The organism is Micromonospora sp. NPDC047521 (genome assembly GCF_055587305.1).
The window spans coordinates 126,542-152,291 of sequence record NZ_JBVJGN010000011.1; the positions used below are offsets into that span (position 1 = coordinate 126,542).

General features: G+C 72.2%; 29 protein-coding genes and 1 tRNA gene. 15 read left to right on the forward strand and 15 right to left on the reverse strand.

Translation table 11 applies throughout. The features are described 5' to 3' along the window. Nucleotides 1-116 precede the first annotated feature (116 nt). Both ACZ6N8_RS23345 and ACZ6N8_RS23350 read left to right on the forward strand, forming a co-directional pair. On the forward strand, nt 117-557 hold the full coding sequence (locus tag ACZ6N8_RS23345) for an HPF/RaiA family ribosome-associated protein (protein WP_466012680.1): 441 nt from the start codon (nt 117-119) through the stop codon (nt 555-557). 164 nt (nt 558-721) lie between these two features. Continuing rightward, complete coding sequence (locus ACZ6N8_RS23350) at nt 722-1,774, forward strand: alpha/beta hydrolase (RefSeq protein WP_466012682.1); 1,053 nt, start codon at nt 722-724, stop codon at nt 1,772-1,774. 10 nt (nt 1,775-1,784) lie between these two features. Here the strand turns inward: ACZ6N8_RS23350 and ACZ6N8_RS23355 are convergent, their stop codons facing one another. Beyond that, a complete protein-coding gene (locus tag ACZ6N8_RS23355) occupies nt 1,785-2,480 on the reverse strand; it encodes a hypothetical protein (RefSeq protein WP_466012684.1) in 696 nt (231 codons plus the stop codon). 157 nt (nt 2,481-2,637) lie between these two features. Between ACZ6N8_RS23355 and ACZ6N8_RS23360 the strand changes: the two genes are divergently transcribed. Beyond that, nucleotides 2,638-2,710, forward strand: a tRNA-Arg gene (locus tag ACZ6N8_RS23360). A 43-nt stretch (nt 2,711-2,753) separates the two neighbouring features. Here ACZ6N8_RS23360 and ACZ6N8_RS23365 read toward each other — a convergent pair. Further along, nucleotides 2,754-3,464, reverse strand: coding sequence for an SDR family oxidoreductase (locus ACZ6N8_RS23365; protein ID WP_466012685.1), 711 nt, complete (start codon nt 3,462-3,464; stop codon nt 2,754-2,756). A 58-nt stretch (nt 3,465-3,522) separates the two neighbouring features. Here ACZ6N8_RS23365 and ACZ6N8_RS23370 point away from each other — a divergent pair, with 58 nt between their 5' ends. The 3 genes from ACZ6N8_RS23370 (at nt 3,523) to ACZ6N8_RS23380 (ending at nt 6,760) form a co-directional block, all read left to right on the forward strand. Next, on the forward strand, nt 3,523-3,885 hold the full coding sequence (locus tag ACZ6N8_RS23370) for a MerR family transcriptional regulator (RefSeq protein WP_466012687.1): 363 nt from the start codon (nt 3,523-3,525) through the stop codon (nt 3,883-3,885). A 222-nt stretch (nt 3,886-4,107) separates the two neighbouring features. Continuing rightward, nucleotides 4,108-6,189, forward strand: coding sequence for a PQQ-dependent sugar dehydrogenase (locus ACZ6N8_RS23375; protein ID WP_466012689.1), 2,082 nt, complete (start codon nt 4,108-4,110; stop codon nt 6,187-6,189). Between the two features lie 115 nt (nt 6,190-6,304). Continuing rightward, nucleotides 6,305-6,760, forward strand: coding sequence for a hypothetical protein (locus ACZ6N8_RS23380; RefSeq protein ID WP_466012691.1), 456 nt, complete (start codon nt 6,305-6,307; stop codon nt 6,758-6,760). A gap of 10 nt (nt 6,761-6,770) precedes the next feature. Here ACZ6N8_RS23380 and ACZ6N8_RS23385 read toward each other — a convergent pair whose 3' ends face one another. Together ACZ6N8_RS23385 and ACZ6N8_RS23390 are read right to left on the reverse strand one after the other, a co-directional pair. After that, on the reverse strand, nt 6,771-7,202 hold the full coding sequence (locus tag ACZ6N8_RS23385) for a VOC family protein (RefSeq protein WP_466012693.1): 432 nt from the start codon (nt 7,200-7,202) through the stop codon (nt 6,771-6,773). A gap of 45 nt (nt 7,203-7,247) precedes the next feature. Then, nucleotides 7,248-7,799 carry a hypothetical protein gene (locus ACZ6N8_RS23390; protein WP_466012695.1) on the reverse strand — a complete coding sequence of 184 codons (552 nt, stop codon included), beginning with the start codon at nt 7,797-7,799 and terminating at the stop codon, nt 7,248-7,250. Nucleotides 7,800-7,907: 108 nt separating this feature from the next. On the opposite strand from ACZ6N8_RS23390, the gene ACZ6N8_RS23395 reads away from it, so the two are divergent. From ACZ6N8_RS23395 to ACZ6N8_RS23415, 5 genes are all read left to right on the forward strand, one after another. Then, on the forward strand, nt 7,908-8,303 hold the full coding sequence (locus tag ACZ6N8_RS23395) for a VOC family protein (RefSeq protein ID WP_466012697.1): 396 nt from the start codon (nt 7,908-7,910) through the stop codon (nt 8,301-8,303). A 118-nt stretch (nt 8,304-8,421) separates the two neighbouring features. Further along, complete coding sequence (locus ACZ6N8_RS23400; RefSeq protein ID WP_466012698.1) at nt 8,422-9,600, forward strand: sensor histidine kinase; 1,179 nt, start codon at nt 8,422-8,424, stop codon at nt 9,598-9,600. After that, entirely contained in the window at nt 9,590-10,780 is a 1,191-nt protein-coding gene (locus ACZ6N8_RS23405) for a hypothetical protein (protein WP_466012699.1), read from the forward strand. The genes ACZ6N8_RS23400 and ACZ6N8_RS23405 overlap by 11 nt, the downstream gene beginning before the upstream one ends. After that, the gene (locus ACZ6N8_RS23410) at nt 10,753-11,466 is read left to right on the forward strand and encodes a response regulator transcription factor (protein WP_387120898.1); all 714 of its coding nucleotides are present in this window, start codon (nt 10,753-10,755) and stop codon (nt 11,464-11,466) included. The genes ACZ6N8_RS23405 and ACZ6N8_RS23410 overlap by 28 nt, the downstream gene beginning before the upstream one ends. Before the next feature lie 71 nt (nt 11,467-11,537). Further along, nucleotides 11,538-12,260: a hypothetical protein gene (locus tag ACZ6N8_RS23415; protein WP_466012700.1), complete on the forward strand. Its 723-nt coding sequence runs from the start codon at nt 11,538-11,540 to the stop codon at nt 12,258-12,260. On the opposite strand, the gene ACZ6N8_RS23420 is transcribed toward ACZ6N8_RS23415, so the two are convergent. From ACZ6N8_RS23420 to ACZ6N8_RS23445, 6 genes are all read right to left on the reverse strand, one after another. Then, on the reverse strand, nt 12,142-13,122 hold the full coding sequence (locus ACZ6N8_RS23420; protein WP_466012701.1) for a GlxA family transcriptional regulator: 981 nt from the start codon (nt 13,120-13,122) through the stop codon (nt 12,142-12,144). The two genes, ACZ6N8_RS23415 and ACZ6N8_RS23420, sit on opposite strands and share 119 nt — an antisense overlap. Nucleotides 13,123-13,126: 4 nt before the next feature. After that, nucleotides 13,127-13,735, reverse strand: coding sequence for an isochorismatase family protein (locus ACZ6N8_RS23425; protein ID WP_466012702.1), 609 nt, complete (start codon nt 13,733-13,735; stop codon nt 13,127-13,129). 84 nt (nt 13,736-13,819) lie between these two features. Next, nucleotides 13,820-14,572 carry a lysophospholipid acyltransferase family protein gene (locus ACZ6N8_RS23430; RefSeq protein WP_466012703.1) on the reverse strand — a complete coding sequence of 251 codons (753 nt, stop codon included), beginning with the start codon at nt 14,570-14,572 and terminating at the stop codon, nt 13,820-13,822. 94 nt (nt 14,573-14,666) lie between these two features. Beyond that, nucleotides 14,667-16,727, reverse strand: a complete 2,061-nt coding sequence (locus ACZ6N8_RS23435) for an amylo-alpha-1,6-glucosidase (protein WP_466012704.1) — start codon at nt 16,725-16,727, stop codon at nt 14,667-14,669. Next, nucleotides 16,727-17,098: an SCP2 sterol-binding domain-containing protein gene (locus ACZ6N8_RS23440; protein ID WP_466012705.1), complete on the reverse strand. Its 372-nt coding sequence runs from the start codon at nt 17,096-17,098 to the stop codon at nt 16,727-16,729. Before ACZ6N8_RS23440 ends, ACZ6N8_RS23435 begins: the two co-directional genes overlap by 1 nt. A gap of 204 nt (nt 17,099-17,302) precedes the next feature. Then, complete coding sequence (locus ACZ6N8_RS23445; RefSeq protein ID WP_357990259.1) at nt 17,303-17,719, reverse strand: CBS domain-containing protein; 417 nt, start codon at nt 17,717-17,719, stop codon at nt 17,303-17,305. A gap of 176 nt (nt 17,720-17,895) precedes the next feature. On the opposite strand from ACZ6N8_RS23445, the gene ACZ6N8_RS23450 reads away from it, so the two are divergent. Then, complete coding sequence (locus ACZ6N8_RS23450; protein ID WP_466012706.1) at nt 17,896-18,474, forward strand: nucleotidyltransferase family protein; 579 nt, start codon at nt 17,896-17,898, stop codon at nt 18,472-18,474. Nucleotides 18,475-18,484: 10 nt separating this feature from the next. Here the strand turns inward: ACZ6N8_RS23450 and ACZ6N8_RS23455 are convergent, their stop codons facing one another. From ACZ6N8_RS23455 to ACZ6N8_RS23470, 4 genes are all read right to left on the reverse strand, one after another. After that, a complete protein-coding gene (locus tag ACZ6N8_RS23455; protein WP_466012707.1) occupies nt 18,485-18,958 on the reverse strand; it encodes a PPOX class F420-dependent oxidoreductase in 474 nt (157 codons plus the stop codon). 83 nt (nt 18,959-19,041) lie between these two features. Further along, nucleotides 19,042-20,067 (reverse strand): aspartate-semialdehyde dehydrogenase, encoded by a 1,026-nt coding sequence (locus tag ACZ6N8_RS23460; protein WP_466012708.1) that lies wholly within the window; start codon nt 20,065-20,067, stop codon nt 19,042-19,044. A gap of 162 nt (nt 20,068-20,229) precedes the next feature. Continuing rightward, a complete protein-coding gene (locus tag ACZ6N8_RS23465) occupies nt 20,230-21,573 on the reverse strand; it encodes a M16 family metallopeptidase (protein ID WP_466012709.1) in 1,344 nt (447 codons plus the stop codon). Continuing rightward, entirely contained in the window at nt 21,570-22,862 is a 1,293-nt protein-coding gene (locus ACZ6N8_RS23470) for a M16 family metallopeptidase (protein WP_364373658.1), read from the reverse strand. Before ACZ6N8_RS23470 ends, ACZ6N8_RS23465 begins: the two co-directional genes overlap by 4 nt. Before the next feature lie 101 nt (nt 22,863-22,963). On the opposite strand from ACZ6N8_RS23470, the gene ACZ6N8_RS23475 reads away from it, so the two are divergent. Further along, on the forward strand, nt 22,964-23,701 hold the full coding sequence (locus tag ACZ6N8_RS23475; protein ID WP_466012710.1) for a phosphodiesterase: 738 nt from the start codon (nt 22,964-22,966) through the stop codon (nt 23,699-23,701). Here ACZ6N8_RS23475 and ACZ6N8_RS23480 read toward each other — a convergent pair. Further along, on the reverse strand, nt 23,668-23,883 hold the full coding sequence (locus tag ACZ6N8_RS23480; RefSeq protein WP_466012711.1) for a hypothetical protein: 216 nt from the start codon (nt 23,881-23,883) through the stop codon (nt 23,668-23,670). The genes ACZ6N8_RS23475 and ACZ6N8_RS23480 overlap by 34 nt on opposite strands. 274 nt (nt 23,884-24,157) lie before the next feature. On the opposite strand from ACZ6N8_RS23480, the gene ACZ6N8_RS23485 reads away from it, so the two are divergent. Both ACZ6N8_RS23485 and ACZ6N8_RS23490 read left to right on the forward strand, forming a co-directional pair. Then, nucleotides 24,158-25,252: a 3-deoxy-7-phosphoheptulonate synthase gene (locus ACZ6N8_RS23485; protein WP_466012712.1), complete on the forward strand. Its 1,095-nt coding sequence runs from the start codon at nt 24,158-24,160 to the stop codon at nt 25,250-25,252. 260 nt (nt 25,253-25,512) lie between these two features. Further along, complete coding sequence (locus ACZ6N8_RS23490) at nt 25,513-25,746, forward strand: hypothetical protein (RefSeq protein ID WP_466012750.1); 234 nt, start codon at nt 25,513-25,515, stop codon at nt 25,744-25,746. Nucleotides 25,747-25,750 lie beyond the last annotated feature (4 nt).

Sequence of the window (25,750 nt, forward strand, 5' to 3'; positions counted from 1 at the left end):
CCGACCGAACTGGGTAAGGACTTGATCAACGCACCACCGACAGCTCCACGTCGACGAGAGGTCAGCGCCATGATGATCACCACCATCGGCTCCGCACCCACCACCGAGGCGCAGCAATGAGCGCCGTGGCGAACCCCGCCACCGTGGCCGAGTGCCTGCGGGTGGGTGCCGGGTTCTCGCAGGGCGACCGCAACTGGATCGCCGAGCAGTTCGCCACCCTCGACGCCCGGCTGGCCGGTTTCCACGCCGACGCCACCGAGCTTGAGGTGTCGGTGAAGGACCGCGAGGCCAGGGGGCAGAAGGTCACCCTGGAGTGCTGGATCGCCGGCCGGCAGAAGATCGTCACCACCTCCACCGAGGAGGATCTGCACGCCGCCCTCAACGACGTCCGCGACGACCTGCGCCGCAAGCTCAACGACGCCAAGACCCGCCAGGAGCCCCGGCACAACAAGCACCTGCGCGACGTCCCGCCGCCGCAGAGTGAGCTGGACCTCGCCGACGGTCAGGAGCAGCTGCCCGCCGCCGACCCCAGCCGCGCCGACGCGGAAACGGTCTGACCCACGCCTCGTGCCCCGCGATCCTGCACCTTCGGGGCCGCGCACGCAGCAGGCAGAGGCTGCGCCACGGCAACAGGAGCAGGATCGCGGGGGCGGGCCAGGATCGCGGGGCGGACCAGGGCGCGGGCTACCGCTGGGTAGGTTCGCGGCGTAGCGTCGCGTTCGTGGAACCGGACGTGTTGGGGCCGCCGTACGAGCGGCAGACGATCGACCTGGGCACCGACGACGAGGGGCCTGTCGTCGCGACACTGGTCCGGCGGCGGGCCGAGCGTCCTACCGGGCGGGCAGTGCTCTACGTGCACGGCTTCGTCGACTACTTCTTCCAGACCCACCTTGCCGACTTCTTCGCCGAGCGTGGCTGGGACTTCTACGCCCTGGACCTGCGCAAGTACGGCCGCAGCCTGCTCCCCGGCCAGACCCCGAACTTCTGCCGCGACATCAGCGACTACTTCCCGGAGCTGGACGCCGCCGCCGAGATCATCCGGTCCGACGACGGGCACGACACGCTGCTGGCGATGGGTCACTCCACCGGCGGCCTGATCATCTCGCTCTGGGCGGACGCCCGCCGCGACGCCGGCACCGTCGACGGCCTCGTGCTCAACAGCCCCTTCTTCGACATCAACGCACCCTGGGCGGTGCGCAGACCCCTCGCGGCCGCCGTCTCCCGGCTGGGCCGCCGGGCGCCGCACCGCATCCTGCCGTTCGGGCTGGGCACTGTGTACGGCGAGAGCCTGCACGCCGACCACCGGGGCGAGTGGACCTACGACCTGACGTGGAAGCCGCTGGCCGGGTTCCCCGTACGGGCCGGCTGGCTGAACGCGATCCGCACCGGTCAACGCCGGCTGCGCGCGGGGCTGGACATCCAGGTGCCGGTGCTGCTGGCCTGCTCGACCCGCTCGTTCCGGGGCACGAAGTGGCACGACAACGCGACCCTCGCCGATGCCGTGCTGGACGTCGAGCACATGGTCCGGTACGCGCCCCGCCTCGGCCGCCACGTCACACTGGCACGGTTCGACGGCGGGCTGCACGACCTCACGCTCTCCGGCCCCGCCGTCCGGAAGAAGGTCTTCGACGAGGTGGGCCGCTGGGCCGAGGCGTTCCTGGCGGCCGGCCCGACCGCCCCAGCCGACGAGCCCGCCGACACCGGTGGGACCTCCATCCCGGCGGGCCGGCAGCCGACGGACGACCCGGCTGGCATGGCGACGCCCAACGGCTGAGCCAGCCGGTTCAGGCGTCGCCGGGCGTCGCCGGCAGGACCGCGCCGATCCGGTCGAAGGTCGCCACCCGGTGACCGTCGACGCCGGGCAGGACCAGGCCCAGGCAGTACAGCGACACCTCACCGGTGGCGTCGACCTGCACGACGAAGACGGGCGCGCCGACGTACCCCGGTGGCAGCTCGTCGGTGATCCGCACGTCGTCCCCGTCGCGGACCACCCGTTCGATCGCGACCTCCAACGGGCGCGACCCGTCCTCGCGTACCCCATGGGCCAGCACGAAGGCGGAACTGGCGTCGGCGCCGAGGCGCGCGACGACCTCGGCCCCGGCGGCGATCGCTGCCGGCACCGGCTGCACCCGCCACCGCCAGCCGCCGTCGCCGGCGTGCCGGTGCAGGCCGGCGGTCGGCAGCACCGCCACCCCGTCGCCCGGGTAGCGGGACCAGCCGGGCACGATCTCGCCGTCGGAGAGCGCGTCGGGGGCGACCCCGTCCGGCTCGGTGACGCTCCCCCGCAGGCCCAGCTCACCGTTCGGAAAACCGACCAGGTCGGCCGCCGTCACCAGCGCCTCCCCCACCGGGTCGTCACCGCTGCGGAAGAAGAACGCGGTACCGAGGCCCGCCGACGTACGGTACGGAAGAATGGCACGGCCGACGACCTGGCACAGCTCGTAGGCGACGCCGCTCTCGGCGTCCGGATCCAGCAGCACCAGCCGAGGGTACGGTCCGGTGCCGGGCCGGCCAGCGGGAACCCGGATGCCCGCCCCCGGGCCGCCGTGAGACCCTCCCGGCAATGTGGACGCGGCCACCCGTTGGCCCGACGCGCGGTGGGTTGGCGGTACCCTTCTGGCGCGACATCCACGCCGCGCGCCCGTAGCTCAGCGGATAGAGCAGGGGACTTCTAATCCCAAGGTCGTAGGTTCGAACCCTACCGGGCGCACAGGTACCTTCCCCTCCTGACCGGCTGAGCGGGGATGGTGGTGTCAGCCGAAGAGGGCGCCGGGGATGTCGGCGTAGAAGAGGGCGGGGTCGCGCGACAGCGACGCCTTGACCTTGGCGGTGGGGCTGTCGGCGATCACCTCGAGCTTGCCCGCCTCCAGGCCGTCCAGGGCGATGGCCACCACCTCGCGGGGTGGGAGCTTGGGGATGTCCACGGCGGCCATCATGTCGGTGTCGGCGATGGCCAGGGCCAGTGCGGTGACCTGGGTTCCCTGGTCGGCCAGTTCGAGTCGAATGCCGTTGGTGAGAGACCATTCCGCGGCCTTGGAGGCGGCGTAACCGTTGCTGGCGGGGGCGAAGGCGTACCAGCTCAGCGCCGAGATGACGTTGAGGATGGCACCCCCGGCGAGCCTCGGGGCGAAGGCGCGGACGACGTTGAGGGTGCCCCAGAAGTTGGTGTCGAACTCGCGGCGGATGTTCTCCGTGGAGGGCCCGAGCAGTGGCGCGTTCGTGGAGATGCCGGCGTTGTTGACGAGGATGTCGAGGTCACCCACCTCGGCTGCCGCTGCGTCGATGGACGCCGGGTCGGTGATGTCCAGCTGGAGTGGTACGACGCCGGGGATGTTGATGTTGTCGGGGCGGCGGGCGGTGGCGTAGACGGTGGTGGCGCCGCGGGCGACGAGAGCCTCGGCGAAGGCCTTGCCGAGGCCACGGTTGGCGCCTGTTACGAGGGCTTTCGTGCCGTTGATCTGCATGGAGCTAGGCTAAAACCTCACGTTGACGTCAGAGGCAAGTATTGCGAGGTGGGTCACTGTGCGGATCGGGGACCTGGCGACCCGGACGCGGGTCAGTGTTCGCGCGCTGCGGTACTACGAGGAGCAGGGCCTGCTGGTCTCGACGCGGTCGGAAAGCGGGCAGCGGCGCTACGGAGACGCGGCGGTCGACCGGGTGCGGCTGATCCAGCAGTTGTACGGCGCGGGACTGTCCAGCAGGACGATCGCGGAGCTCCTGCCGTGCGTGGACGCCGGGGTCAGCACCCCGGAGTCGCGCGCACGCCTGGCGGCGGAGCGGGACCGGATCAACGCGCAGATCGCCGAGCTGACCATCACCCGGGACAGGCTCGACGCCATCATCGACGTGACGTCGAGGCCGAACCCCCAGTGCGACTACGTGTGAGCGTGGCGAGCTGACACTGACCCCGGGGCGGCGTCAGGCCGTACCGGAATCTTCAGGCGATTCTCTTCGGCGCGGACGTCGCGTCGGCCTCCGGTTTTGTCCCTCATCGAGCGACATTGTTGACTTGGGTGGGTAATTCATCTTTGATGATCGATGTCAACTGTTCGACATGGTCGGGCGACAGGTCGCCTGGGGCGGCCGGTCGACGATCCTGGAGGACGGATGCGATTCTTCGCGCGCACCAAACCACGCCAATCCCGCCGACGGCTGCTACCGGCGGCGGTGGCGGCCGTGACACTGCTGACCGTGGCGGTCGCCGTGCCCGCTGCGGCGGCTGCTCCCGCGACCGTTGTCGGCGTAAGCAGTGGCCGCTGCCTGGACGTGGTCGGCAACGTCCGGACGGCAGGCACCGGCCTCAACATCTACGACTGCAACGGGCAGGCGAACCAGTCGTGGGCCTTCACGTCGGCCGGTGAGTTGCGGGTGTACGACGAGACGATGTGCCTGGACGTGGTCGGGCAGGACACCACCTCGCCCGCCGCGATCCAGATCAACGGGTGTACGGGTGGCGCGAACCAGCGCTGGCGGATCAACACCGACGGGACCATCGTCGGCGTCCAGTCCGGCCTGTGCCTGGACGTGACGGGCGCGGCGACCGCCAACAGCACCCCCGTCAATCTCTGGACCTGCCACGGGCAGGCCAACCAGCGGTGGACGACGGCCCTGGGCAGTGCCGACAGCCAGCCGCCCACCGCACCGGGCAGCCCGCGGGTGAGCGGCCTGACCTGCAACTCGGTGACCTTCGCCTGGAACGCCTCGACCGACAACGTGGCCGTCGCCTTCTACGACGTCTACCACGACGGTCAGCTCATGAAGTCGGTGAGCGGCACGACGCTGTCCACAAGCCTCACCGTGGTCGCCGGCGCGACCTGGGGGCTGTACGTCAACGCCCGCGACGCCGCCGGCAACGTGTCGCAGGCAAGCGCCACCGTGTCGATCACGCCGCCGCCGTGCCAGGCCGACACCCAGGCGCCCACCGCTCCGCAGCAGCTCACCGGCACCGCCTCGGGCACCACTGTGACGCTGCGGTGGACCGCGTCGACCGACAACATCGGGGTACGGGCGTACGACGTCTTCCGCAACGGCGTGAAGGTCGGCACGGTTACCGGCGCTCCCCCGGTCACCACGTTCACCGACAGCGGCCTCGCGGCGAACACCGCCTACCAGTACCAGGTGGTGGCCCGGGACGCGCAGGACAATGTGTCGCCGCGCAGCGGCACCGCGACGGTGACCACCGGCGCCGGATGCGGCAGCCCGGTGTGCGGGGTACGGCAGGTCACCACCGACACCGACATCCCGTGGGGGCTTGTGACGTTGCCGGACGGCAGCGTCCTCTACAACCGCCGCGACGCGCACGACATCATCCAGCTCAACCCCACCACCGGGGCGAAGACCAACCTGGGCACGGTGCCGAACGTGCAGAGCACCGACGGTGAGGGCGGCCTGCTGGGCCTGGCCATCTCGCCGAGCTTCACCAGCGACAGGTGGCTGTACATCATGCACACCTCCCCCACCGACAACCGGGTCGTCCGGATCAGGTTGGAGAACGGTGCGCTCAACACGGCCAGCGAGCAGGTGCTGATCAGCGGCATCCGGCGCAACAAGTACCACGACGGCGGTCGCCTGCGGTTCGGCCCGGACGGCAAGGTGTACGCCAGCACCGGCGACGCGCAGAACGGCAACTACGCGCAGGACCGGTCGAGTCTGGAGGGCAAGATCCTGCGGCTCAACCCGGACGGCACAGTCCCGTCGGACAACCCGTTCGGCAACTACGTGTGGAGTTACGGCCACCGCAATCCGCAGGGGTTGGCTTTCGACTCGCAGGGTCGACTGTGGGAGCAGGAGTTCGGCAACTCGATCATGGATGAGACCAACCTGATCACCAAGGGCGGCAACTACGGCTGGCCCGCGTGCGAGGGCACCAGCGGCACCTGTGGCACTGCCGGATTCATCGCACCGGCACGCACCTACCCGACCGCGGAAGGGTCCTGCTCCGGCATCACGATCGTGCGGGACGCCCTCTACGTGGCCTGCGCACGGGGTGCCCGGATGTATCGCGCGGTGATCAGCGGCAGCAGCCTGACGAACGTGCAGACCTACTTCAGCGGAACGTACGGCAGGTTGCGGACGGTGGAGCCCGCCCCCGACGGTGGGCTCTGGCTGACCACCACCAACCAGGGTGACAAGGACAGCACTCCGAACAACAGCAACGAACGCATCCTGCACGTCACTCTCGGCAACTGACAGGTGGGCCACCTCCGGCGCGGGCGGCAGGTTGCGCCCGCGTCGGAGGATGTGCACCGTGACGAGACGACGGCGCGGATCCCCGGCACCGACCCCGGCTGGCATGCGCCCGCGAATGCGGATCCTGCTGATCTCGATGGCGATGCTGCTGCCGGGGCTGGGCCTGGCCGGGGGCGCCCTGGCATACCGGTGGCACGTGTCGTCGGAGGCGGACCGGTTGCGGGCCGACGGCGTGCCGGTCACGGCCTACGTGTCCGACCGGGCAGGAGACGGTGGCCGGGGCAGCGGCATCGACCGGATCGAGGTCTCCTACCTGTACGAGTCGAAGCAGTACAGCACCTGGATCCCCTGTGCCGGTGGGACCGGCTGCCACCGGACTCCCGGACCGAAGATGGCCCTGTGGGTGGACCCGGCGGCCCCGGAGAAGTTCGTGGCGGCGAACGGGCACACCAACGGCTCGTTGTCGTTCCTGATGTCCTGGACGGCCATCCCGGCCGGGCTGGTGTTCGCCGTCCTCGGCGGCGTCGGGGTGGTGCTGGTCATCCGCACCCGAGACGACCAGTGGGCGTAGCGCCGCCCCGTCAGGCAGCGGTTGCGGCGACGCAGAACTCGTTGCCCTCGGGGTCGGCCATCACCACGTGGTGCCTGTCGACCTCCTCCAGGACGAGCCCACCCGCCTCGACCAGACGGTCGACCTCCGCCATGATCCGCGCCCACCGCTCGTCGGGGCTTCCGCTGCCCTCCACCCGGATGTCGATGTGGAGGCGGTTCTTGGCCGTCTTGGGCTCGGGGACGTCGAGAATGGACAGGCGCGGGCCGACTCCGTCGGGATCGCACAGCCACGCCCCGCCCGCCGGGTCGTCCTCCGGCAGGTCGAACTGGGCGAGCCACTCCGCCCGGGTCGCGAAGGGCGGTGGCGGCGGTTCGTCGATGTAGCCCAGGGCCGTCTTCCAGAACGCGGCGAGCACCTGCGCGTTCGTGGAGTCGAGGGTGAGGTCGATTCTGGCTGGCATGGACGGACCGTACGGCACGCCTGCGACGTTTCCACCTGCGCCGACTCAGAGGGGACCGAGCAGGCCGGCGAGCGCGGTTCGCACCTCGACGCGCGGTTTGCCGCAGGCGTCGGTCGGCAGGTACGGGCGCAGCCAGCGGCCCCGTTCGTCGAGCAGGGCGAGCCACGGCGGGACGATCATGTCGAGGGTGCAGGCGAACTCGCCCCTCGGCCGCTGCTGGTCGGGCAGGCGCAGCGCCTCGACGAGCGCGTCGATCTCGTCGGCGTGGCGCTCGGTGGCCACCTGCTCCTGCCCGCCGCCGGGACGCGGCCGGATCTCCCTGCCGCAGAGCACCGCGGAGGCCGGGGTGAACGCCTTGTCGATCCGCCCGATCTCCGGCCCGTTCCGCGCGGAGGCCGGCGGTGCCGGCGAGCCGGTGTCCGCCGGCGGGGCCGGTACCTCCGCGCCTGCCTGCGGGGCCGCCTCGGCGCAGGAGGTCCACGACCCGACGATCTCGGCCGGGCCGGGATCGTCGACCGGCCCGCCAACCGTTTCCCCGCAGCCACTCAGGGCCACCCCGAGCAGCGCCACCACCAGGACATTGCGACCCTTTGGCATGACTGTGGGACGACCGCGAGCCGGGCCTGGTTCCCGGGCGGCGTGACGCCTCCGACCATCGCTGACGCCACCGGTCCGGCCCGGAGCGGCGGTGGGCATCATGACCCCATGGCACATCTGGGACTTGTCGCGTTGCTGGTCGGGGAGTACGACGAGGCGATCGACTTCTACGTCGGGAGCCTCGGCTTCGAGCTGGTGGAGGACACTCCCCGAGCGGACGACTCGCGCTGGGTGGTGGTGCGTCCGCCGGGTGCCGGGGAGACGGCGTTGCTGCTGGCCCGGGCGCGCGGTCCGGAGCAGCGGGCCCGGGTGGGCGACCAGACGGGTGGCCGGGTCGGCCTGTTCCTCTACACCGAGGACTTCGCCCGGGACCACGCGCGGATGGCGGCGGCCGGGGTGCGCTTCCTGGAGGAGCCGCGGCACGAGCCGTACGGCTCGGTGGCGGTGTTCGCCGATCTGTACGGCAACAAGTGGGATCTGCTCCAGCCTTGCAGCACAGAGTGACACATTAGCGACAGTCCGCGCACAAAGGATGATCGACGCCCACGGGTCGTGCTATTCTCCGACGTCGATCTCTGCCGCGCGGACCCGGACCGGGTCGTTGTCGGAAGGACACTTCCCGATGCCGGCCGTTGCCGCCCCGAGCGTGCCGCCGCCCGCGCTGGACAATCCGGCCGGTGGCGTGCTGAACCTCATCTTCACCACGACTCCGGCGCTGCTGCGGCTGACCTGCGGGTTGGTAAGTGCGGCGGTGGCCCTGTCGGTGCGTACCCCACCTGTCGAGACGGCCCTGCTGCTGCCGGTCGTGGCCGCGCTCACCGGCTGGTCGTTGTGGTACGCGATCCGCGCGCTGCGGCACGGATTCACCCCGGCCCTGACCGCCGCTGACGTCGCGATCACCGCGGTGGTCTGCCTGCTCATCCCCGTGCTGGTGGCGCCCGGGGTGCTTCCCGGCGAGGGCAGCTGGATCGCGGTGCTCGCCAGCACCACGGTGATCAACGCACAGGCCACCGGCACGCCGCAATGGTCGGTTCCGGCCGGGCTGCTGGTCACCGCCACGTACGCGGTGGGCACGTACTCCGCCGGCAACCCCACCGAGGCACGCGCCCACGCGGCCACGCTGCTGGTGCAGACCGGCTGCACGGCGATGATGACAGCGGTGATGCGCCGCCGGATCGGCCGCGCCGACCGGGCGTTCGCCGAGCATCAGCGGCTGACCAGGGAGGCGCTTGTCGCCCGCGCCGCCCGGGAGGCCGAACGGCAGCAGAACCGCGACCTGCACGACACGGTGCTCGGCACGCTGACCATGGTGGGGCTCGGCGCGGTGGCCGGGCCGTCGGCCGCGTTCCGCGAACGGTGCGCGTCCGACCTGCGTACCCTCGTCGCGGTGGCCGGCGACGGCCCGGTGGCCGGCGACGGCCCGGTGTCCCTCGACGGGCGGTTGCGCAGGGTGCCCGACCGGCTGCCCGAGCTACCGGTGAGCGTGGAGCTGGCGCCCTGCGCGGTGCCCGCCGGGGTGGCCGACGCGATCACCGAGAGCACCTACGCGGCGCTGTCGAACGTGGCCAGGCACGCCCCGGGGGCGCGGGCCTCGCTGCGGCTCACCCGCGACGCGATCGCCGTCGTGGTCGAGGTCGCCGACGACGGCCCGGGTTTCGACCCGGCCACCGTCCCCGCGCACCGGTACGGGCTGCGCGAGTCGATCCGTGGCCGGATGGCGACGGTCGGCGGACGGGCGGAGGTGGACTCGGCGCCCGGTCAGGGCACCCGGATCCGGCTGGAGTGGCCCGGTGTCGGCTGACCTCGACGCCACCGCGCCGGCACCCGTCCGGCTCGACGTGCCGGTGCCCCGCGAGTCGACCCAGGCGGAGGCGCTCGCGGCGCCGGCCGCGGTGGCCCACGCGTCCGATCGGGGTGCCCGGATCGTCGCCGTCGCCATCGCGCTGGCCTGGCACCTCGCCAGCGGGCTGCCCGCGGTGCTGGCCGCCCGCGCGGATTTCGCCGCGCCGGTGGTGGTGATCGGCGGCTGGGTGCTGGTCCTCGCGGCCGGTACGGCGGCCGGGGTGCTCCTGCTACGTGACACACCGCTGCCACCGTGGCCGCTTGCCGGTCTTCTGGTCGTCGTCGACGCGGCGGTCTTCGCCGCCGCCGGCGAGCGCCAGCTGTTCACGGCAGCCAACTGGGTGTGGGGCACGCTCGGCTGGTTCTTCCTGCTGGCGCTGTGGGGGCGGCGGGTCACCGGGCTGGTGGCGCTGCTGACCGTGCACGCGTTGATCGCGCTGGTCGCCGTCCTCGGGCACGGCATCGACGAAGCCGACCTGGCCCGGTACGTCATGTACGTGTACGGCACGTTCTCGCTACCGGTGGCGATCTTCGTGGGCAGCACGATGATCGTCGGGTTGGGTCGGGACCGGGCCGCCGCAGCGGCCGCCATGCACACGATCGCCGCGGAACGGGACGCCGCCGAACGGGGCCTGCGCGAACGCCGCGACCGGCTCGCGCTGGTCGGGGCGACGGCCGGCCGGGTCCTCGGCGAGTTGGCCGCCGGAGAGGCCGACCCGGACGACCCGGAGGTGCAGCGGCGGTGCGTACTCGCCGCCGCCCGGCTACGCCGCCTGATCGCCGAGTCCGACGACGTGCCAGACCCCCTGCTGCACGAACTGCGGGCAGCCGCCGACCTGGCCGAACGCAACGGGCTCCCGATCGACCTGGTCACCATCGGCAGTCCGCCGCCGTTGCCGGTGGAGATCCGCCGCCAGTTGGCCGACCCGCTCACCGCCCTCCTCGCGGGCGCCCGCGACTGGGCCCGGCTGACAGTGGTGTCCGGGCCGGACGAGGTGGTGGTCAGCCTCGTCACGCCGGACCGGCCGGCGCCGGAGGCGACCGGTCCACCGCCCGGGGAGTACGACGACGGGCCGGTGCAGCACCTCTTCGAACGGGACGGGGACATCAGATGGGCGCAGACCCGGTGGCGGAGATGACCGGCGGGCGGCCGGTCGGCGTGGCGATCGTCGACGACCATCCGGTGGTCGTCGAGGGGGTCCGCGCGTGGCTCGCCACCGAGGCGCGACTGACGGTGCTGGCCACCGGGGACGACCCGGACGAGGTGCTGCGCGCCGCCCCGCACGCCGACGTGGTCCTGCTCGACCTGCGGCTGCACGGCAGGATGGCGCTGGACAAGCTGGCCGAGCTGAGCGCCGCCGGGCGGCGGGTGGTGGTCTACTCCGAGCACACCGACCCGGACACGATGCTCGCGGCGCTGGACGCGGGAGCGGCGGCGTTCCTGGCCAAGCACGAGGGCCGGGAGCACTGCGTGGCGACCGTGCTGGCCGCCGCGAGCGACCGCCCGTACGTGCCGCCGGCGCTCGCCGGCGCGATGGTCGGCGACCCGCGACCGGACCGGCCGATGCTGTCGGACAAGGAACGGGAGGCGTTGCTGCTCTGGTTCCAGTCGATGTCCAAGGCGTCGGTGGCCCGGCGGATGCAGATCAGCGAACACACGGTCAAGCAGTACGTGGACCGTGCGCGGATCAAGTACACCCGGGCGGGGCGTCCGGCTGCCACAAAGGCGGCGTTGCTCGCCCGGGCGATCGAGGACGGCCTAGTCCGCCCGGAGGAGATTGGCATCTACCGGTCACAGGCGATGCACGACCGGCCGACCCCCTAACGGGCGTCATGACAGCGGCTGTCGCGTCCGCCACGCTTTGGAGACAGCCAGCTGACCGGAAGGTCGTGACGATGCACTGCGACGCGTCTCCCTTCTTTATCGGGCCGCACCGGTTCGACACCATGGACGACGACGTGGGGCCGGTCCTGGACCGCCGGTACGACCTGCGTCCCAGGCCCGGTGAACGGGTGCTCGGCCGGTACAGGATGCTTGTCGCCGGCTACCTGCTCGGGCCGACGGAGGCGCGGCGGGGCTGGGGGTTGCCCGGTCCGGTCTCGGTGACCGTCACCGACCAGCGGGTCTGCTGGGTGGGCACCGGTTCGCAACTCTCCCTGGTCGCCGACGACACGCCCCGCACCCGGCTCGCCGGTCGACTGCCGGGGCTGATGAGCGGGCAGATCCGCTGGCAGTGGCCGTCCCGTCTGGAACTGCCGCCGGCCGCCAGGGACACCCCTGCGCAACTGCTGATCGTCTGCGACGCGCTGCGCACCATCCAGCAGCCGGCGTTGGCCCTCGGCGGGCCGGTCGGCGAAGTCACCGCGCTGGCCCAGCAGGTCCGCCGCGCGGTGGCGATGTTCCGGCTCACCCGGCCGCAACTGGTCGACCTGTCGGCGCAGGAACGCGACGTGCTGCTGCAGCGGGCCGGCCCCGGCCTGCTCGCCGGGGACACCCGGGTCACGCTGCCGGGCTCACTGCCTGTCGAGTTCCGCTCCCGCGACGACTACTACCGGGCCGGGCCGGAGCAGACCCCGTGGACCGGGCTCGCAGGCGGCGCAGCATCCGGGCATCGGTGAACCCGACCGTTCGGGCGGCCGACTCCACTGTCGTGCCGTGGCCGATGAGGTGCTCGGCGCGTTCCACCCGCAGCAGCTGCTGGTAGCCGAGCGGGGTCAGCCCGGTGGCCGCACGGAACAGCCGGGTGAGCGTCCGCTCGGCGACGCCACCCGCGGCGGCCAGCTCGGCCAGCGGCAACGGCTCGGCGTACCGGCTGTCGATCAGGTCCTGCACCCGGTGCACCGCCTCGGACAGGTGTGAACGGTGCCGCATCATCGCGCTGGCCTGGGGCTCGTGCCCGTTGCGCCGGGCGTAGACGACAAGCGTGCGGGCGATCCGGGCGGCGGTCGACGGGCCGTGCCGGGTGGCCACCAGGTGCAGCGCCACGTCGATGCCGCTGGCGATGCCGGCGGAGGTGACCACCCGGTCGTCGACGACGTACAGCACGTCGCGGGTCACCCGCGCCGCCGGGTGACGACGGGCCAGGTCGTCCTGCACCTCGTGGTGGGTGGTGCAGCGGCGGCCGTCGAGCAGGCCGGCCCGGCCGAGGGCGTACGCGCCGGCGCAGACGCTGGCCACGGTGCCACCGGCGGCGTGGTGCTCGGCGAGTCTGCGCAGGTCGTCCGCCGACACCGGTCCCTGCGGGCCGTGCGCCGACGGCCGCCAGCCCGGCACCAGCACCAGGTCGTCAGGGGTCAGCTCGGGCCACCGGGTGTCGGCCACCAGGGGTACGCCCTGAACCGTCGACACCTGCTCCCGCTCGGCGACGTAGTGCAGCCGGTAGTCGTGGCCGAGGTCGGCGGCGCTGGAGAAGACCTGGGCCGGCCCGGCGAGGTCCAGCAGGTGCAGCTGCGGGACCAGCAGGAAGACGACCCGGGTCATCGGCTCAGCCCCGGGTGCCGGCGAGTGTCGCGCCGGTCACCTCGTCCACGGTCCGGATGGTCGCGAACCGACCTGCCAGCGCGTACTCGGTGCGGGTCACGATCTCCTCGTTGCCCAGGGTGCGCGGGTCGGCCAGGATCTCCGCGACGGTGGCGGTCTCCGGCAGGTCCCGGTGCGGGATGGGGAAGGTGAGCGTGGCGTCGGTGACGACTGTCATCCGGTAGCCGAGGTCCGCCCCGACCCGGGCGGTGGTCTCCACGCACTGCTCGGTCCGGATCCCGCACACGGTGACGTCCGCGACACCGGCAAGCGTGAGCACCTGCTGAAGGTTCGTGGTGGTGAACGCGTTGTGCGCGGTCTTCACGAGCGTCGGCTCACCCTCAGCCGCTGCCAGACCGTCGATCAGGCGCACGAACCCCTGGGCCGGGTCGAACACGCCGCCCGTTCCGGGCTCGGAGTGCAGGACCCAGACCACCAGGTCACCGCGCTCCCGGGCGGCGGAGACCAACCGCTGCACCTGCCCGACCAGACCCGGGTTGGAGCCGTACGCCCAGATCGGGCGCTGCCGGAACGATTCCTGGACGTCGATCACCACGAGTGCCGCTCTGTTCATGACATCGATCCTGACCGGCCGGTGACCGTGACGGCAGACACCATCGCGCCCGGATGCGGACCGATCTGGTCACCGGCCCGCCGCTCAGACGCTGGGGCTGCGCTGCTCCCCCGCCGGGTCCATGGCGGCGGCCTCCTCGGGCGTCGGGGCGCTGCCGCCCAGGTGCGCGGGCAGCCACCAGGTGTCGTCCGGGCCGGAGGGGGCGTCCGGGTACTCCCGCTGGGCCCGCTCGACGAGTGCCGTGAGCCGGGTCGTCAGCTCTGCCGCCAGCACGTTCGGGTCCGGATGGTCGGCGGGGTGGATCGGCTCGCCCACCAGGATCGTGATGGGCGTGTGCCGGCGGGTCAGCGTGCGAGGGCGGCCCTTCGTCCAGAGTCGCTGTGTGCCCCACAGGGCGACAGGCAGCACCGGCACCTTCGCCGAGCGGGCCATCCGCACCGTGCCGCTCTTGAGTTCCTTCACGGTGAACGACCGGCTGATCGTCGCCTCCGGGAAGACACCCACCACCTCGCCGTTCTTGAGCGCGGCCACCGCCGCGCGGAACGACGCCGCGCCCGCGTCCCGGTCCACCGGGATGTGCTTCATCCCGCGCATCAACGGCCCGCCGATCCGATGCGCGAAGACCGACTGCTTGGCCATGAAGCGGACCAGCCGACCGGAGGGGTTCGCGCCGAGGCCGGCGAAGATGAAGTCGAGGTAGCTCACGTGGTTGCTGGCCAGCACGGCCCCGCCGGTGCGGGGTACGTGATGGGCGCCCTCGATGTTGATCTTCAGGTCGAGGACCCGGAACATCGTCTTGGCGGCGGCGATAACGGGCGGGTACACGAGCTCCGGCATTGGCAGAATCTACCCTGCCCAGCTGGGGATCGCCTGGGTGCCGACCGACGGCGACGCCTGTGCGCGCCGCCGCCCGGTCGGCCGGCCCGTCCGGTCAGTCGGCGAGGTTGTCCAGGTCCACCCGACCCCTGGCGAACGCGTCCACCCGACCCCAACGACCAGGAATGTCAAGCACCTCGATGCGGCCCATCCCCACCGGCAGCCGCGGCTCGACCGCCAGGTGCCCCTCGTGCGGCTCCAGGCCCAGCATGGTGCGCAGCAGCAACAGCGGCGTACCCGTCGACCAGGCCTGCGGGCTGCACGCCGTCGGGTACTCCACAGGGAACTTGGTCAGCTCCCGGGGGTAGCCGCCGAACGCCTCCGGCAGCCGCCCGTCGAAGTAGGTGGCCGCGTCCAGGATGCCGTTGGCGATGCAGGCCGCCTCCTCGGCGAAGCCGTACCGGCGCAGACCCCAGGCGATGAACGAGTTGTCGAACGGCCAGACCGTGCCGTTGTGGTAGCCGATCGGGTTGTACCGGGCCTCGCCCTCGGCAAGTGTGCGTACCCCCCAACCGGTGAAGAGCCGCGGCCCCACCAGGTGCTCCGCGAGCTTCTCCGCCCGCTCCGGCTCGGCGATCCCACTCCACAGCAGGTGACCGATGTTGGAGCTGAGGACGTCGCACTGGCGGCCGTCCGGGTCCAGGGCCAGGGCGTAGTACTCCCCGTCGGCCACCCACCAGTCCCGGTTGAACCGCTCCTTCAGCTCCGCGGCCTCGCGCTCCAACTGGTCGGCGAACTGCGGGTCACCCCAGAACTCGCGGGCCATCCGCGCCGCGCGGACCTTCGCGTCGTACGCGTAGCCCTGCACCTCGCAGGTGGCCCTCGGGAACGGCGGCAGCGTGCCGTCGGCGTAGGAGATCGAATCCCACGAGTCCTTCCAGCACTGGTTCTCCAGGCCGGTCTCGGTGTTGCGCCGCTCGTACCAGATGTAGCCGTTGCCGACCAGGTCGGCGTAGCTGTCGATCCACCTCAGGGCGGCCCGGGACTCCTGCTCCAGTTCCTTGACCAGCGCGACGTCCCCGGTCCACCGCTCGTACTCGTCGAGCAGCACGACGAACAGCGGGGTCGCGTCCACCGAGCCGTAGTACGGCGAGTGCGGCTGCTCCTCGAACGCGGCCGTCTCGCCGTACCGCATCTCGTGCAGGATCCGACCGGGGTCCTCGTCGCGGAAGTCGTCGAACCGGCTGCCCTGCAGCGACGCCAGGATGCGCAGCGTGGTTTTCGACAGCTGCGGGGTGAACGGCAGCGTCTGAAGGCAGGTGAGGATGCTGTCCCGGCCGAACATGGTCATGAACCAGGGCAGGCCGGCCGCGGGTAGCGTGGCGCCGCCGAGCGACAGCGGCGAGAAGCGCAACGCCGCCAGGTCGATGAGACTGCGCCGGTACGTGCTGGCGACCCGACCGTGCTCACTGTTGACCTTCGGGGCGTCGGCGATCCACTGCTCCAGGTCGTGCTGGAGGGCGAGCCGCTCGGCGCCGTGCGCCCGGACTCCCATCCGCAGGTCCCGGCCTCCGGGCCCGAGCGCGTGGGTTCGCACGTCGATCGCCGTGTTCCACTGCTCGTTGGGTTCCAGATGGACGGTGTACGCGAAACCCCTGCTGTCGTAACGGGCCTCGGTCGACGAGGAGATGACCGTCTCGCGCCGGAAGTTGCCCCGCCGGTAGCCCAACCGCAACCTGTCCGGCTCGACCTCGGAGTAGTTCTCGCCCTTCTTGTTCAGGATCTCGTCCTTGACCTGGAACAGGTCGGCGAAGTCCGACGCCGCCTCCATCCGGATCTCCAGGTCGACGGGCTTCTCGTCGTGGTTGAGGATGGTGAGCTGCTCCCGGAAGCTGCCGCCCACCGCGCGCTCCCGGATGATCGACAACTTCGCGTCCACGTAGTGCGTGGCCATGCCCGGCACCAGGAAGAACCGGGACTCGAAGTACTGCAGGTCGTCGAAGGAGAGGGAGTTGAGGCGCTCACCGTTCACGGTGAGCACCCAGGTGGACAGGAACCGGGTGTCCAGCGAGAACAGCCCGGTCGGCTCGCTCGGTGTCGCCTCGATGTCGCCGGTGTCCTCGCAGACGACGAACGTGCTGCCGTCGAGGATCCGGACCGTGTTGCTCTGCCCCATCAGTACACCTCCTCGGTGAAGCGCCGACGCGGCCCGCGGGCGTCCGGGGAACCTGGGAAGATCCGCTCCACCTGCACGACGAGCCGCGCGTCACCGGAGACCGTCATGTCCCCGCGCAGCAGGGCCGCAAGGCCGTGTTCACGGCCGGTGGCGATGTCCTCGAAGAGGGCCGGGCTCGCCCCGATGACGGTGTCGGCCTCCTGGTCCTCCTGACTCACCTCCAGCCGGCCGTGGTCGATGGCCAGCAGCCAGTGCCGGGTCTGCGCGCCCTCGTGCAGGTCGATGCGCAGCGTTCCGGAGGCCTTCGCCAGCAGGGGCTCGTACCCCCGCCGGTCCAGGTCCTCGAAGAACCTCGTGGTCGCGTCCACCATCGGGTCCACTCCTCCCAGTTCGCCGGGCCCGGGATCCCACCCGGCGCGCTCGCGTCGCGCGCACGGCCGGCTTGGCACGTCCCCGCACGGGTCCCCGCCGGGTACACCGTCAACCTCGCCCGGATCGGGTGAGCCGCGCGGGACCCCTGACGCGCGACGCCGGCCCTCCCGCGAAGGGAGGGCCGGCGTGTCCGCGGCGGACGGTCAGTTGTTCGGGTCGTCGGCGCTGATGTCGGCCAGGACCGACTGCGGTTCGCGCTCGACCGCGAGGTCACCCATCGAGACCAGGCCCACCAGGCGTCCGTCGTCGATCACCGGCAGCCGGCGTACGGCGTACGTGCGCATGAGGTCCGCGGCGGCGACCGCGTCGTCGTACTGGCTCACGGTGATCACGTCACGGGTGGTGATCTCGTTCAGCCGGGTCGACCCCGGGTCCATGTTCTCCGCGACACCCCGAACGGTGATGTCCCGGTCCGTGACGATTCCGACCACGTTGTCGCCGTCGGTCACCACCACGTCACCAATCGCGCTGTCCCGCATCTCCTGCGCGGCCGCGATGAGCGTGTCGTTGCCGTCCATCGTCACCAACCGGGTCGTCATGAACTCTCCGACCGTTGTCATGGTGCTCCCCTCTCGGTGTCGGCACGGCCCGTCTACCCGCCGCTCGGCAGGGGGTAACGCCACCGGTTCCCCGATGTCCCGCGACGTCGGCGCGGCAGGCAGGTATACCCGCCGGTTCACGTGACACCCGCCCGCCGGGGCGGCGCGGCCCGGGTTCCGCCGCCTATCGTGGGCCGGTGGCGCACGAGCGGGAACTGCGGGAACTGGTCGCCGGCAACAGGTGGTTGACCCGGGCGCTGACAGTGGTGCGCGACTCGGGTCTGCCGGACGCGTGGATCGGCGCGGGCGCCCTGCGCGACCTGGTCTGGGGCGAGCGGTACGGCGACGGGTTCGACCCGGCGACGGTCCGGGACGTGGACGTGGTCTTCTTCGACCCGACCCGGCTGACCCGCGAGGACGACGACCTCGCCACCGCCCGGCTCACTGCGGCGTGGCCGCAGCCACCGTGGGAGGCGCGCAACCAGGCGGCGGTGCACACCTGGTACGCGGCGAAGTTCGGCGGCGACCCGATCGCCCCGTACCGGAGCGTGGCCGAGGCGGTCGCCACCTGGCCGGAGTACGCGACGGCGGTCGCCGTCCGCCTGGGCTTGGCCGGCCGGTTGGAGATCTGCGCGCCGTACGGTCTGGCCGACCTGCTGGGCGGGGTGTGGCGGCACAACCCGGCCCGGGTGGATGTGGCCCGGTCCCGGCGGCGGCTGGCCCGGCACCGCCCGGCGCAGCGCTGGCCCGGCGTCACAGTGATCGAGCCGGGGTGAGCGGTCGGGCTCAGCCCCGGGGCGGCATCCCGTAGACGCGCTCCACGTGCAGACGCAGCACCAGCCGCCGGTCGTCGACCATCACCTGGCGGTACTCGTCCCAGTCCGGGTGCTCGCCGCTCAGCGCCCGGTAGAGGTCCACCAGTTCCTCGACCGTGGCGTCGCCGGGCTCGGCGGCGGGCGGGGTCAGCTCGGCGCGTCCCTCCGCCACCGCGTACGCCCAGCCGTCCTCGCTGCTGACGTGGAAGCTGGCCCGCGGGTCCCGACGCAGGTTGGCGGTCTTGGCCCGCCCCTCGGTGACGGAGACCCGGATCAGCCCGGCGTCGGTGTCGAACGAGTAGACCACAGTGGACAGCTGCGGCCGCCCGTCCCGCTTGATCGTCGCCAGCACGCCCATCGAGCGGCCGGCGATCAGATCGGTCAACGCCTGCTGGGTGTGGTCGTCCGGCACGGTTTCCTCCAGGGGACGTCGGGCTCCGTCCATCCAAGCACGCCCGGCCGGCAGTAGCCCGGAACGTGACCGAGCCCCCGCCGGCGACCGGCGGGGGCTCGGGGTGACGCGACGGGTCAGCGGCGCTCGGCGGCGACCAGCTCGGCGAGCTGCACCGCGTTGAGCGCGGCGCCCTTGCGCAGGTTGTCGTTGGAGCAGAACAGGGCCAGCCCGTACTCCACGGTCTCGTCGGCGCGGATCCGGCCCACGTAGGTCGGGTCCTGACCGGCGGCCTGCAACGGCGTCGGAACGGCGGTCAGCGCGACCCCGGGGGCGTCGGCGAGCAGCTCGTGGGCCCGTTGCGGGGTGAGCGGCCTGGCGAAACGGGCGTTGATCTGGAGCGAGTGGCCGGTGAAGACGGGCACCCGGACGCAGGTGCCGGACACCTTGAGGTCGGGAATCTCGAGGATCTTGCGGCTCTCGTTGCGGAGCTTCTGCTCCTCGTCGGTCTCGAACGAGCCGTCGTCGACGATCGAGCCGGCCAGCGGGAGCACGTTGAACGCGATCGGCTCGGCGAACGACCGCGGCGCGGGGAACTCCACCGCCGAACCGTCGAAGGCGAGGCCGGCGGCGTGCTCGGCGACCTTGCGGACCTGCTCGTCCAGCTCGGCGACGCCGGCCAGCCCGGCGCCGGAGACCGCCTGGTACGTCGACACGACCAGGCCGACCAGGCCGGCTTCGGCGTGCAGCGGGCGCAGCACCGGCATCGCGGCCATCGTGGTGCAGTTGGGGTTGGCGATGATGCCCTTCGGGCGGTCGGCGGCGGCGTGCGGGTTGACCTCGGCGACCACCAGCGGGACCTGCGGGTCCATCCGGAACGCCGAGGAGTTGTCGATCACGACGGCGCCGGCCCCGGCGACCCGGGGGGCCAGCTCCCGGGCGGTGCCCTTACCCGCCGAGAAGAGCACGATGTCCAGCCCCGAGTAGTCGGCGCTGGCCGCGTCCTCGACGACCACCTCGCCGTCGCGCCACGGCAGCGCACGCCCGGCGGACCGCGCCGAGGCGAACAACCGCACCTGCTCCGCCGGGAACTCCCGCTCCGCCAGCACCTGCCGCATAACGCCACCGACCTGGCCGGTGGCCCCCACAATGCCGATCCTCATGACCGCGAGGCTACCGAGCCCTCCCCCACAACCGGGAGCCCTTTCCCACCCCCCGGGTCCCGCATCACACCGCCCCACCTCGGTTGATCATGAAGTTGTTGTGACGACACGCCGCGGCGGAGGACGACAAGTTCATGATCAACCGAGGAGAGCGGGGAGAGGTCAGGGGTGATTGACGAGGTTGCCCAGGGCGGCGGCCTCCAGGTCGTCCCGGATCACCGCCGCGTCGCCCTCGATCACCAGGGTCAGCGCGTCGGGGTGCAGATGGGTGGAGGCCGCCGCCGACACCTGGTCCACGTCGGCGGCGAGCAGGGCCTCCCGCAGCTGCGCGTGGTAGTCGTCAGGCAGGTCATGCACCACGAGCGTGGTCAACGCCGAGGCGATCGCCCGAGGGCTCTGCAACTCGACCGAGAGCTGCCCGGCCCGCCAGGACCGGGCCACCGCCAGCTCCTCCTCGGTCACCCCGCCGGCCTGCGTACGGGTGATCTCACCTACCGCCTCGACAAGCGCCGGCGTGGTGACCGCCGTCTGCACACCGGAGCTGACCGTGAACCGGCCGAACCGCCGGGACGACGCGAACTCGCCCCGGATGCCGTACGTGTAGCCGCGCACCTCGCGGATCAGGTGGTTGAGCCGGGAGGTGAACGCCCCGCCGAGGACCGTGCCGGCGAGCGTCATCGGCACGTGGTCGGGGTGCGCGCGGTGCGGTGACGGGTGACCCAACCGCAGCGTGGACTGCACCGAGCCGGGCCGGTCCACCAGGATGATCCGCCGCTCGGTGTGCAACGGCACCTCGATCGGGCCGCCCCTGTCGACCGGACCACCGCCGGTGCCGGCGAACGCGGCGGCGGCCAGCGCGTCCAGGTCGATCCGGTCCAGGTCACCGGCGACGACCAGGGTGCCGGGGCGCAGGAACCACTCGGAGTGGAAGACCGTCACGTCCTCCACGTCCAGCCCGGCCACCGAATCCGGGTCGCCGTACATCGGGCGTCCCCAGCGGTTGTCCGCGCCGAACAGGTCGGCGCGCAGCGCGGCGTCGGCACGCGGACCGGGGTTGGCCCAGTCCATCCGCAGCGCTGTCGCCTCGTCGTCGCGGACCCGCCGGACGTCCGCCGGGTCGAGCCGGGGTGTGCGGACGGCCTCGGCGAGCAGTTCCACTGCGGCGGTCAGCCGGTCCACCGGCACCTGGACGCTGACCTGGAACGAGTCCCAGTCCAGCCCGGTCACCAGCTCGGTGCCGAGCGCCTCGATGGCAAGCGCGTACGTCGTGGCGTCCCGCTGCGCGGTGCCCTCCTCCAGCGCCTTGGCCAGCACCCCGCCCAGCCCCTCCTTGCCGTTGCGTTCCCGGCCGGCGCCGGCGTCGAGCAGCAGCAGGGCGACGGCGAGGGTCTGCCCGGGCAGGTGCGCGGCGACGACCTGGCCACCGGCCACGGTGCGGCGGACCACCGGCGGGAACCGGTACGGGCGGGCGGCGCCCGGGCCGGGACGGTCGGCGATCAGCGTCATGCGGTCTCCTCGGGCAGGTAGGTCAGGGTCACCCGGTCGGCGGCACCGAGCACCTCGGCGGCGGTCTCGGCGATCTGCTCGGCGGTCACGGCGAGCCAGGCCGGCAGCCGCTCGCCGGCACGGGCCGGATCACCGAACTGGGTGGCGTACCGGCCGAGCGTGTCGGCGCGTCCGTCCACCGTCGACATCTGCCGCCACCACGCGGTGCTCAGCAACGCCTTGGCGCGGTCCAGTTCGGCGGCGGTCACCGGCACGGTGGCCAGTTCGTCGACGACCTCGGCCAGCCCCTCGGCGAGCCGTTCGGCGCTCACCCCGGGGCGGGCGGTGGCGGTGGCGATCAGCGGCGCGGGGGCGTGTGCGAGGTCCACCCCGTACGCGCCCACCAGGTCCGGCTGGGCGATCCGCTCACCGTCGGCGAGCCGCTGGTAGAGCCGGCTGCCCCGGCCGCTGCCGAGCACGGTGGCCAGGACGGTGAGCACGTCGTACCCGGGGCTGCCGAAGGGGTGACCGCGGTGCGCGACGTACACGCGGGGCGCCGGCACGTCGGCGGTCACCGTCTCCGTGGCGGGCTGCCCGGTCGCCGGGACGGTCCGGCCGTCCGGTGCGGGCGGGATGTCGTCGCGGGCGGGCAGCGCTCCGAAGTACTTGTCGGCAAGCGCGAACACCTCGGCGGCCTGGGCATCGCCGACGACAGTGAGCACCGCGTTGTTCGGCGCGTAGTACATCTCGTGGAACGCCTGGAAGGTGGCGAGGTCGGCGGCGTTCAGGTCGGCCATCGAGCCGATCGTCGAGTGGTGGTACGGGTGCCCCGGCGGGTAGAGCAGCGGCAGCAGCCGAAGCCAGGCGTCGCCGTACGGGACGTTCTCGTAGCGCTGGCGCCGCTCGTTCTTGACCACCTCGCGCTGGTTGTCGAGCGTCTCCTGGGTGAGCGCGGGGACCAGACCGCCCATCCGGTCGGCCTCCAGCCAGAGCGCCAACTCCAGGTGCTCGGCCGGGACCGTCTCGAAGTAGTTGGTCCGGTCCGGGTTGGTGGTGGCGTTCAGCGAGCCGCCGGAGCCCTGGATCAGCTTCATGTGCTCGGTCTTGGCCACGTTCACCGAGCCCTCGAACATCAGGTGCTCGAAGAGGTGGGCGAAACCGGTCTGCCCGGCCGGCTCGTGCCGGGAGCCGACGTCGTACCAGAGATTGACGGCCACGGCGGGCGCGGTGCGATCCTCGCTCACCACCACGCGCAGGCCGTTGTCCAGTCGGGACGTCTCGATGGGCCAGGGGTAACCGCTGTCGGGCATGGCACGACGCTATCCGATCTCGGGGGCGGAAAGGTGACGTGCGGTCGGTCGGCGAGCCGACCGACCGGCATCGGGGCCGCCGCTCGGGGTACCGGAGGGGCATGACCGTCACCCCACGCCCGTCCCGGCCCGCCGGCACCGTCGAGCGCGCCGCCGCCGCGCTCGGCAGGCTGCGCCGCGGTCGGTTGCTGCATCCCGCCGGTCGCTCGTTCGCGGGCGAGGTGTTGATCTGGGGTACGCCCGGACCACCCACAGGTGTCGCAGTGCTGGACGACCCCGGCCGGTACCAAGCCACCGTCCGGCTGTCCAAGGGCACGCCCACGCCGGGCAGCTGGCCGGACGTGCTGGGCCTGGCGCTGCGCCTGCGCACCGACACCGGTCGCCCGTTCGACCTGCTGGTCAGCTCCAGCGGCGCGGCCCCGCTGGCGCGGAACCTGCCGCTGCCGCGCCGCGCCTTCAGCGGGACGTACAGCACGATCACGTGCTACCGGGTGGGCAGGCGTCGGCTCTGGCTGGCCGTGCTTGCCGACCCCGAGTCGGTCGACCTCGGCCGCAGCCTGACGGCGGTGGCCGCCGCGACCCGGGCGGACGCGCCGCGCCTGGTGCTCGCTGTCGCGTCCGCCGTGGGGCCGTGGCGGCCGGTCGGGCAGGTCAGCATCGGCGCCCAGCTCAGTGCCCGGGAGGACGCCGCGCTCGCGTTCGACCCGGTGCGGAACCTGCCACCCGAACTGCGGGCGACAGGTCCGCTGGCCTGGTTGCGGGACCACACCTACCGGGGCTCACGCCGGGCGCGCGGGGCGGACGGTCAGTCCGGGGGTTCGACCGCGACCACCGTCTGATCGGAGGTGCGGCGCTCCAGCACCGTGTCCGGTGCCGCGTTCTGGTCCGCCTCGCGGATGTCCGACTCGGCGAGGATGGCCTCCGCCTGCGCCTGCGGGTCGTCACTGCCCACCGCCGCCTCCTCGGGAAGGAGGTGCGCGCGGGACTCCACGCGGTCCTGGTCGCTCTGCTGGTCAGTCATGGCTCCCCTGTTACCCCGAGCCCGGCCCTGGCACGCGATGTTCACTCCGCATCTTGGGACGACACACCGGTCCTCGCCGTCGGGTCGGGTACGCTGGCCCCCGTGACGCGTTCGTATCGATGGTTTAGGCAGCCGGCTCGCACGCCGGTGACTTCACCATGATCTGACGTCACCACGGACCGAGCCGGCTGGGCAGGAGCTGTCGTTCCTGCCCTTTTGCGTACGAGCAGCCGGCTCGTCCCGGGCACCGGCCCCGGGCACGGTCGGCGGAAGGATGCCCACCGTGACGACCCCGGAGACCGATCGGGTAAGCGATCAGCGGATCGACCGTGTCGTGCCGTTGACCACGCCCGCCCTGCTGCACCACGAGCTGCCCCTGGACGCCCCGCTCGCCTCGGCCGTGCTGACCGGCCGGCGCGCGGTCGGTCGCGTACTGGACCGCGAGGACGACCGCCTGCTGGTGGTGGTCGGCCCCTGCTCGGTGCACGATCCGGCCGCCGCCCTCGAGTACGCCCACCGGCTGCGCACCGCCGCCGACCGGCTCGCCGACGACCTGCTGATCGTCATGCGTGTCTACTTCGAGAAGCCCCGCTCGACAGTCGGCTGGAAGGGGCTCATCAACGACCCCGGCCTGGACGGCAGCGGCGACGTCAACACCGGTCTGCGACGGGCCCGGGCGCTGCTGCTCGACGTGCTGCGGGTCGGCCTGCCGGTGGGCTGCGAGTTCCTCGACCCGATCACGCCGCAGTACATCGCGGACACTGTGGCGTGGGGCGCGATCGGCGCCCGGACGGTGGAGAGCCAGGTGCACCGGCAGCTCGCCTCCGGCCTGTCCATGCCGATCGGGATGAAGAACCGCCCGGACGGCAGCATCGGCACCGCCGTGGACGCCATCCGCGCCGCAGGCGTGCCGCACGTCTTCCCCGGCATCGACTTCTCCGGCACCCCGGCGATCATGCACACCCGGGGGAACACCGACGGGCACCTGGTGCTGCGCGGAGGGGGTGGCCGGCCCAACTACGACGCGGGATCGGTCGCCGGCGCGCTCGACCTGCTCCGCGCCGCCGGACTGCCGGAGCGGCTGGTGATCGACGCCAGTCACGCCAACAGCGGCAAGGACCACCGCAATCAGCCGCTGGTGGCCGCGGACGTGGCCGCCCAGCTGGCCGACGGGCAACGCGGCATCACGGGCGTGATGCTGGAGTCGTTCCTGCTGCCCGGCCGACAGGACCTCGACCCGACCCGGGAGCTGGTGTACGGCCGTTCGGTCACCGACGCCTGCCTCGGCTGGGACGAGACGGCGGACGTGCTCGACCACCTGGCCACTGCCGTGCGGGCCCGCCGCGCCACCCTGCCGACCCCGGCCTGACTGGTGTGACGGCCGGCACGGCGGTGCGCGGAACACGGACGGGCGTCGCCTGGTTAACTCAGGTGTCGGTGTGTCAAGTGTCCCCGGGCCTCACCTAAATTGCCCTCGCGGAATACCGTTCGGCTGGAGCCGCGTCGTGCCACTCGCCGAGAGGCGACCTGCACACCGACACCAGCGCCGCCCCCGGCCCACAAGGCCGGGGGCGGCGCTGTCTGTACGCGGGCCACGGGGTGACGTTTGACCGATTCCGGCCCGGGTAGCTGATCGAGGTGACCGATGACGCATCCGTGGCCGGCGAGCCGGACACCCGGGCCCTCGACGACCTGCTCGACGACATCTACCGGGGTCAGGAGCGGGTCACCCAGGCGGAGATCTACCGCCGGGCGGTGGCCACCGAGCTTCCGCCGGACCTGCTCGCCCGGATCGACGCGCTCCCCGAGGGCGAGTACGCGGTGGACGAGGCGAGTGAACTGCTGGGCGGCTCCGTCGCCTGAGCGA